Genomic DNA, 7,658 nt, shown 5'->3' on the forward strand with positions numbered 1-7,658 from the left:
TAGAGGCATTAAAAAGGGCTTTCTGAAGACACTATTTAATTTAACTTGTCTGGTTGATATTATTAAACCAACATGGGCTTACTACTTATTAAAATTTTTCCGACAAGCTCTACATGACCTAAAGCTTGACCTATCCATGTAATTTGGTTGAAAATAATTCTAACTAAAATAAAATACTTAAAAATTATTATCTAGTGCCACACGGGATTCCTTACCTTCTTCAACAGCAAATTGGACCTGTTTATAAAAACAAAAGAAAGCGCCTAAAGCTAAGGTAGACGAGATAATGGTGAGTAAATTCTTCTTAACAATATAATTATCTGCCACCCAAATAAATTCGGCAAACACAATTAAAATAACACCAATAAACACATATAACGCCTTTTTATTTTCCTTATGAATATAATTTAGCAAGGCGAAAGACAACAAACCAACTAATAGCACATTATAGGCCATTTCGATATAGTATTTATTAGTAAACCGTACAAATGGACTTACAATGGCTTGAAGTACATAAATAAGATATACACTTAAACCAAACAGAACGACTAAATGAACTTTGAACCGCTTTATCACATAATTAAAATCTGTAAATTTTAATATTTCTAACAGTAAAAAAAGGTAACTAAGCATATAAAACCCATTTCCTAGATAGTAATACACATCGTAATTGATATAGTCTACAATTAAATCTAGTAGGTCTGACAGGGCATACAAAAAAATGAAAAGGGAAAAGTAATGCGTTTTTTTATTTTCAAAAACCAAGTACCCTAAAGCGACAAGAGGCACTAATAGAGCCTGTAAATTATTAGATACAATATCATTACTGCTTATCTGTAAATAAACAAACAACAAATAAACAAGCGCTATAATAACACCAAGAACTCTGGGTTTTATCATAAAAAACGACGTTTCATTTCTAATATAGACCAAATTTAAACTAAAATAGTATTAAATATTCAAGTAAAGCCTTATTTTCCAGATAAAAACAAACTAATTTTTAATTTTTTGCAAGAATTCACTTTCAGATATTAAGGAGACCCCTAACTTTTCGGCTTTATCTTTTTTACTAGGCCCCATATTGGCACCTGCTACTATATAGCTTGTTTTAGACGAAATCGAACTACTCACTTTACCGCCGTTATCTTCTATTAGCTTTTTAAGTTCGTTTCTAGACACTTTTTCAAAAACCCCAGTAATAACAATGATGTCGCCTTTAAGCAATTCCGTTTGACCTTTCAGTTGATCTTCGCTCATTTCTAATTGAACACCAAAGGCTTTTAATCGGTTTACCATTTGCACGTTTTCTTCAGCCTCAAAAAACAATCGCACACTTTCTGCAATTTTTACACCTATTTCATCTACAGCTACTAATTCTTCTTGACCAGCAGTCATAATAGCATCAATACTTTTGTAATGTTTTGCCAATTTTTTAGCCACCGTTTCTCCGACATAACGTATACCTAAAGCAAATAAAACACGTTCGAAAGGAATATTTTTAGATTGCTCAATACCTTTTATCAAATTGTCAGCACTTTTTTCAGCCATGCGCTCCAAAGGCACTACTTGTTCTTTAGTCAACTCGTATAAATCGGCATAATTTGAAACCAAATTTTCATTAACCAATAAAGCTACTGTTTCACCACCTAAGCCATCAATATCCATCGCTTTTCTTGATATATAATGTTGAATTCTACCAATAACCTGTGGTTTACATCCGTTATAATTAGGACAATAATGCTGAGCTTCTCCGTCTTGACGCACCAAGGCTGTGCCACATTCAGGACAATGTGTTATATATTCTGTTGGTGTAGATTCTGGAACACGTTTAAGTAAATCAACACCCAAAATTTTTGGAATGATCTCACCACCCTTTTCAACATAAACTTCATCACCTACTCTTATATCTAATTTTTCAATTTGATCGGCATTATGCAAGGAAGCACGTTTTACCGTTGTTCCGGCTAGTTCTACAGGTTCTAAATTAGCAACTGGGGTAATCGCTCCCGTTCTACCAACCTGATAACTAATACTGTTTAATTTTGTTGAAACTTGCTCGGCTTTAAACTTATAAGCCATAGCCCAGCGCGGGGCCTTCGCGGTAAAACCAAGCTCTTCTTGGTGCTGTAAACTATTAACTTTGATCACCACGCCATCGGTTTCATAAGCTAAATGATGACGGTTAATATCCCAATAGTTTACAAATTCTAAAACATCATCAATAGAATGTGCTAATTTAGACGCATCTGGTACTTTAAATCCCCACTGTCTTGCTTTTTCTAAACTTTCAATTTGAGAAGAAATACCTAAATTGTTTCCAGTAATATTATACAGTAAACACTCTAATGGACGTTTAGCTACCTCGGCACTATCCTGAAGCTTTAAACTCCCTGAAGCCGTGTTTCTCGGGTTTCTATAAGGCTCCTCTCCTATTTCAATGCGCTCTTCATTCATTTTATTGAAGCCCTCAAAAGGTAAAATTATTTCTCCTCGGATATCAAATTTATCAGGAAAATCACCTTTCAATCGCAAAGGCACCGATTTTATGGTTTTTACATTGGCCGTCACGTTATCACCTTGAAATCCGTCACCACGCGTCACAGCTTTAACTAATACCCCGTTTTCATAAGTTAAACTGATAGAAGCTCCATCGTATTTTAATTCGCAAGCATACTCAATCTCTCCATCAACCATTTTTTTTATCCGGTTTTCCCAATCTTGTAAATCTTCTTTAGAATAAGAATTATCTAAAGAATACATGCGATGCTCATGAACTATGGTTTCAAAATTTTTGGTGACTTCTCCGCCTACCCGTTGTGTTGGCGAGTTCGAATCAAAAAACTCTGGATATTTCAATTCTAAATCTTGAAGTGTTTTCAGTTTTAAATCGAAATCGTAATCTGATATCTCCTTCTGATCCAAAACGTAATAACTGTAATTATAAGCGTTTAACTCGTCGCGCAAACGCTTTATTTCTTGTTCAACTGTATTCATGAATGCTTTACTCCTTTTATCATTCTATCTTTTCTAAAGATATCTTGTTTTAATTCTATGTTAGAAAATTGATGTTTTTGTAATAGTCGAATCATTTCATTTCCTAAAAACTCATTAATTTCAAATAATAATTCGCCATTTTCAACCAGATTATGTACTGAAAACTCTGTAATAGCCTTATAAAATTGCAAGGCATTATCGTCTTTAACAAACAAGGCTAAATGCGGTTCGTTCTCCAAAACATTAGGCTTCATTAGGCGCTGTTCCTTTTCTCTAATGTAAGGCGGATTCGAAACGATAATATCAAACTCTAAATTTTTTATGGAATTGGTTGTAAGAATATCAGCATTGATAAACTCAACATGAACCTCGTTAAGCAATGCATTTCCTTTAGCGACTTCTAAGGCTTTTTCGCTAATATCGAGTGCATAAACCGACGCATTTTTTAAATGTTTAGCGATAGAAATGGCTATACAGCCACTCCCTGTACCAATATCTAAAATATTAAGCGTTTCATCTTCCTTTTTATGTTTTAAAATCCACTCGACAAGCTCTTCTGTTTCAGGCCTAGGGATTAACACATTTTTATTCACTTTAAAGGGTAAGCCGTAGAACTCGGTTTCCCCAATAATGTACTGAATAGGTTTGTGTTTAATAAGTTGATTTAAAGCCTTTTCTATGGGTTGATCGTCAACAATACGAAGCTCGGTATCCATCGCTAAATCTATACGCGAAACTTTATAAAACACATCGATAAGCGTATAGAAAAAACTATTGACTTCCTCTGTCGCATAGAGGCTATCTAATTCGGCGTGAAACTTTTTTTGTATATCTTTTAGTCTCATAATTCTTTTATCATCCATATACCACAAGCATGATGTCCTGTGTTTCCTAATGCCGCATCTAAATGCACGAAGCCATTTTCTTCATAAAGATGGATAGCTGCTTTTAATTGTGGTGCTGATTCCAAATAACACTTTTTATAACCTAATTCTTTTGCTGCACTAATACATTTTTGCAACAAAAGATGACCAAATCCCTTACCTCTTACTTGGGGCGAAAAGTACATTTTCTGAATTTCGCAAATTTCAGACTCATGATTTATCAACGGTTTTAGTCCGCAACCTCCAAGAATTTCACCTTTAAAATCGAGGACAAAGTACAGGTCCTTTTCATTTTGGTAAGCCTCAAACATATGAGATGTTTCGGGGTCGGTGTAAGCTGTACCTTCTAAAGGAATATTAAATTCGTAAAAACACGCTCTGATAACACCCTCAATTTGAGCATTATCCTTAGCTTCAATTTCTCGAATAACTGTAGTATCTTTACCCACTTTAATTAGCCTTTAAGAATACGTGAAGATACGCCAAATCAAAACTAAATAGAAATGAAAAAGCTATTAATCTTATCAACATTATGCTTAGCACTTTTTAGTTGTTCAGTTCAAGAAAAACCTGAATTTCTAGGCGTTTATCATGTCAAAGTTTCAGAATACAATGCCCAATACATCATTTTAAATGCTGAAGCCCATTTTAAAAACCCGAATTCTGTTGGAGGCGAACTTTCAACCAACGGACTAAAAGTTTTTGTTAATGATAACGATATAGCAACCGTAACTTCTGAGACCTTTGAAGTTCCAGCTAATAAGGAGTTTTCAATTCCTTTGACCTCGAAAATCCCAACAGATAGTTTGTTGAGTAGTAAAAACCTAAGCAGCATCTTGGGTAGTTTTTTAAATAAAAACATCAAAGTACAATACAAAGGAGACATAAAATATAAAGTTTTTGGATTTTCAAGAACCTATAATATCGACAAAACCGAAAACATAGAAATAAAACTATAATTAGTGAACACTAACGAAGTCTATATAAAACGCTGCATTGAAATTGCAAAAAATGGATTAGGCACCACCAGACCTAACCCTATGGTAGGCTGTGTAATTGTTCATAACCACAAAATTATTGGCGAAGGATTTACCAGCCCATTCGGCGGAAACCATGCAGAAGTTAACGCCATCAAATCGGTTGAAAATAAAGAATTACTTAAAGAAGCGACCATTTACGTCACCTTAGAACCGTGCTCACACCATGGGAAAACCCCACCTTGCTGTGATTTAATCATCAAACATCAAATCCCTAAGGTTGTTATTGGTTGTATCGATGACAATGAAAAAGTAGCGGGTAAAGGTATCGCCAAATTAAAAGACGCCGGTTGCCTTGTTACTGTGGGTGTATTAGAAAGCCTCTGTAAATCGCATCACAAACGCTTTTTTACCTTTCATAATAAACAACGCCCCTATATTATTTTAAAATGGGCCGAAAGTCAAGACGGATTTTTATCGCCAGTAAAAAAGGAAGCACAAGCTCCCGTTTGGATTACCAACCCCTATTCCAGAATTTTGGTGCATAAATGGCGTATGGAAGAACAAGCTATTCTAGTGGGCACAAACACCGTTATCGAAGACAACCCTAGTTTAACCGTTAGAGATTGGACAGGAGAAAACCCCTTTAGAATTGCCATTGACAAAAACCAGAAGCTTTCCAAAGACCTCGCTATTTTTAATAGTGAAGCAAAAACTTTAAGCATCACTAAAGACCTTATTGATTTCTCAAAACCTATCGCTTCACAAATTTGCGACCTTTTGTTTAACATGGAAATCAACTCCGTCATTATTGAAGGTGGCGCGCAAACTTTACAAACTTTTATTGATGAAAATCTTTGGGATGAAGCACGAGTTTTCACAGGACCTGTTCACTTCCAAAAAGGCAACAAATCACCACGATTCTCTGGTCAATTGATGCACGAAGAAAACATCATTTCTGATACTCTAAAAATTTACAACAATGATTAAAACCATAATATTCGATTTTGGTAATGTTTTTATCAATTTAGATATACCCGGCTCTCAACAAAACGCCTTTGAAACCATGGAAATAGACAGCTTTCCAGATGAAATTTTAGGCTTCAACAGTTTTTACGAACAGGGCTTAATTAGCACAGAAGAATTTTTAGATTTTTATTCTGAAAACTTCCCAAAACTTTCGAGAGAAGCATTAGTAGATCTATGGAATAACATGCTGAAAGATTTTCCTAAAGCCCGATTAGAGTTTATTAAGGCCTTAAAAAAATCAGGTGATTACAAACTCATTTTATTGAGTAACACTAATGCGCTTCATATTGAGTACATCAAACAAAACGTTGAATTTTTTGATGAATTCAAAGCCTGTTTTGACAAATTCTACTTATCACACGAGATCAATCTTATAAAACCTAATGCAGATATCTTTGAATTTGTGTTAGCAGACAATAATATTAAGGCCAATGAATGTCTTTTTATAGATGACAACAAAGACAACATAGCAACTGCTAATAACCTTAACTTTAAAACTTGGCACATCACTCCTGGCACTGAAGATGTGTGCACTCTTTTTGAAACCAAAAGCAACCTTTTTAAATAAATATTTTTTTGACTGAAAAAGACACCTATAAAACCATTGCTAAATCCATTGAACCTACCTTATTCAAAGAAAAAAACAGCAAGTTCTTTGGGTATGCATTTCCAGTTACTAATGAGGATGAAGTCAAAAATCATTTAGTAGATGTTAAAAAGGAACACCATTCGGCCAGACATTGGTGCTATGCCTACCAATTAGGTACAGAAACAATCACCTATCGGGCGAATGATGATGGCGAACCAAGTAATTCTGCAGGCATGCCTATTTATGGGCAAATTCAGTCTTTTGATGTTACTAATGTCCTTATTATTGTAGTGCGTTATTTTGGAGGCGTAAAGTTGGGAGTTGGCGGACTTATTAACTCCTATAGAACTTCGGCACAAATTTCTTTAGAGGCTGCAAAAATCATTAAGAAAACCATTAATAAAGATTTCCTCATAACATTTGACTATAAAAACATGAATACAGTTATGAGGATCATAAAAGATAAAAAATTAAACATCGCGCACCAAAAATTAGAATTAGATTGTCAGATCACCATAACGGTAAGAAAAAAAGATTCTTCATCAATTTTCGAGATTTTTAATAATCTTTATGAAATAAAAATTAAATCACTATAGTAACTCATCTATGGCATCCAAAACATATTTTGGAGGTCTTGTAGGTTTATTCGTTGTTTTATCAATAAAAACTAAAACGGTATTCGCTGTTGTTAAAATTTCACCCTTAGAATTAGTAATTTCGTAGTCAAATTCAATCTTTACAGAAGGGTATTTTTTGAGTTGTGTTTTTACATTAATTACATCATCATAACCCGCTGATTTTTTATAGTTTAAGGTCATAGAAACAACTGGCAACATGATACCATCCTCTTCCATTTTTTTATAAGACACGCCTATCTTACGAAGCCACTCAATACGACCCATTTCAAGGTATAAGGCGTAGTTTCCGTGATAAACGACCCCCATTTGGTCAGTTTCACCATAACGAACTCTTATTTGTATTTCATCGAATTTCATCTTCATAAGTGGATATTTTTTTGTAGCTTCGGCTACGGGCTAAACATGCGTAAAAAAATCTAAATATTCAATAGCTATTGATTTTTTTTTTAAGATTTTTGTTCACATATTTGCCCCACTATTAAAGAGGGTGCGAAAGTTCAATTTTCGCTGATTTCTAAACTAACAATTAAAATCTATATTAACTAAA

Annotated in this window: 9 protein-coding genes; 4 read left to right on the forward strand and 5 right to left on the reverse strand. The window is 34.2% G+C overall.

Translation table 11 applies throughout. The features are described 5' to 3' along the window. Window positions 1-177: 177 nt before the first annotated feature. The 4 genes from C1A40_RS18005 to C1A40_RS18020 all read right to left on the reverse strand — a co-directional run bounded on the left by C1A40_RS18005 (window position 178) and on the right by C1A40_RS18020 (window position 4,327). On the reverse strand, window positions 178-900 hold the full coding sequence (locus tag C1A40_RS18005) for a hypothetical protein (protein WP_102997085.1): 723 nt from the start codon (window positions 898-900) through the stop codon (window positions 178-180). A 93-nt stretch (window positions 901-993) separates the two neighbouring features. Further along, window positions 994-2,994 carry an NAD-dependent DNA ligase LigA gene (gene ligA, locus C1A40_RS18010; protein WP_102997086.1) on the reverse strand — a complete coding sequence of 667 codons (2,001 nt, stop codon included), beginning with the start codon at window positions 2,992-2,994 and terminating at the stop codon, window positions 994-996. Then, window positions 2,991-3,839 carry a peptide chain release factor N(5)-glutamine methyltransferase gene (gene prmC, locus C1A40_RS18015; protein ID WP_102997265.1) on the reverse strand — a complete coding sequence of 283 codons (849 nt, stop codon included), beginning with the start codon at window positions 3,837-3,839 and terminating at the stop codon, window positions 2,991-2,993. Before prmC ends, ligA begins: the two co-directional genes overlap by 4 nt. Beyond that, complete coding sequence (locus tag C1A40_RS18020; protein ID WP_102997087.1) at window positions 3,836-4,327, reverse strand: GNAT family N-acetyltransferase; 492 nt, start codon at window positions 4,325-4,327, stop codon at window positions 3,836-3,838. Before C1A40_RS18020 ends, prmC begins: the two co-directional genes overlap by 4 nt. Window positions 4,328-4,381: 54 nt before the next feature. Between C1A40_RS18020 and C1A40_RS18025 the strand changes: the two genes are divergently transcribed. From C1A40_RS18025 to C1A40_RS18040, 4 genes are read left to right on the forward strand one after another with little or no spacing between them, the layout of a single operon-like run. Continuing rightward, window positions 4,382-4,837 carry an LEA type 2 family protein gene (locus C1A40_RS18025; protein WP_102997088.1) on the forward strand — a complete coding sequence of 152 codons (456 nt, stop codon included), beginning with the start codon at window positions 4,382-4,384 and terminating at the stop codon, window positions 4,835-4,837. Between the two features lie 3 nt (window positions 4,838-4,840). Continuing rightward, window positions 4,841-5,845: a bifunctional diaminohydroxyphosphoribosylaminopyrimidine deaminase/5-amino-6-(5-phosphoribosylamino)uracil reductase RibD gene (gene ribD / locus C1A40_RS18030; protein WP_102997089.1), complete on the forward strand. Its 1,005-nt coding sequence runs from the start codon at window positions 4,841-4,843 to the stop codon at window positions 5,843-5,845. Next, entirely contained in the window at window positions 5,838-6,452 is a 615-nt protein-coding gene (locus C1A40_RS18035; protein ID WP_102997090.1) for an HAD family hydrolase, read from the forward strand. The genes ribD and C1A40_RS18035 overlap by 8 nt, the downstream gene beginning before the upstream one ends. 8 nt (window positions 6,453-6,460) lie before the next feature. Further along, on the forward strand, window positions 6,461-7,069 hold the full coding sequence (locus C1A40_RS18040; RefSeq protein ID WP_102997091.1) for an IMPACT family protein: 609 nt from the start codon (window positions 6,461-6,463) through the stop codon (window positions 7,067-7,069). On the opposite strand, the gene C1A40_RS18045 is transcribed toward C1A40_RS18040, so the two are convergent. After that, window positions 7,064-7,468 carry an acyl-CoA thioesterase gene (locus tag C1A40_RS18045; protein ID WP_102997266.1) on the reverse strand — a complete coding sequence of 135 codons (405 nt, stop codon included), beginning with the start codon at window positions 7,466-7,468 and terminating at the stop codon, window positions 7,064-7,066. The two genes, C1A40_RS18040 and C1A40_RS18045, sit on opposite strands and share 6 nt — an antisense overlap. Window positions 7,469-7,658: the final 190 nt, after the last annotated feature.

The organism is Tamlana carrageenivorans (assembly GCF_002893765.1).
In the GTDB taxonomy this organism is placed as follows: Bacteria; Bacteroidota; Bacteroidia; order Flavobacteriales; family Flavobacteriaceae; genus Pseudotamlana; species Pseudotamlana carrageenivorans.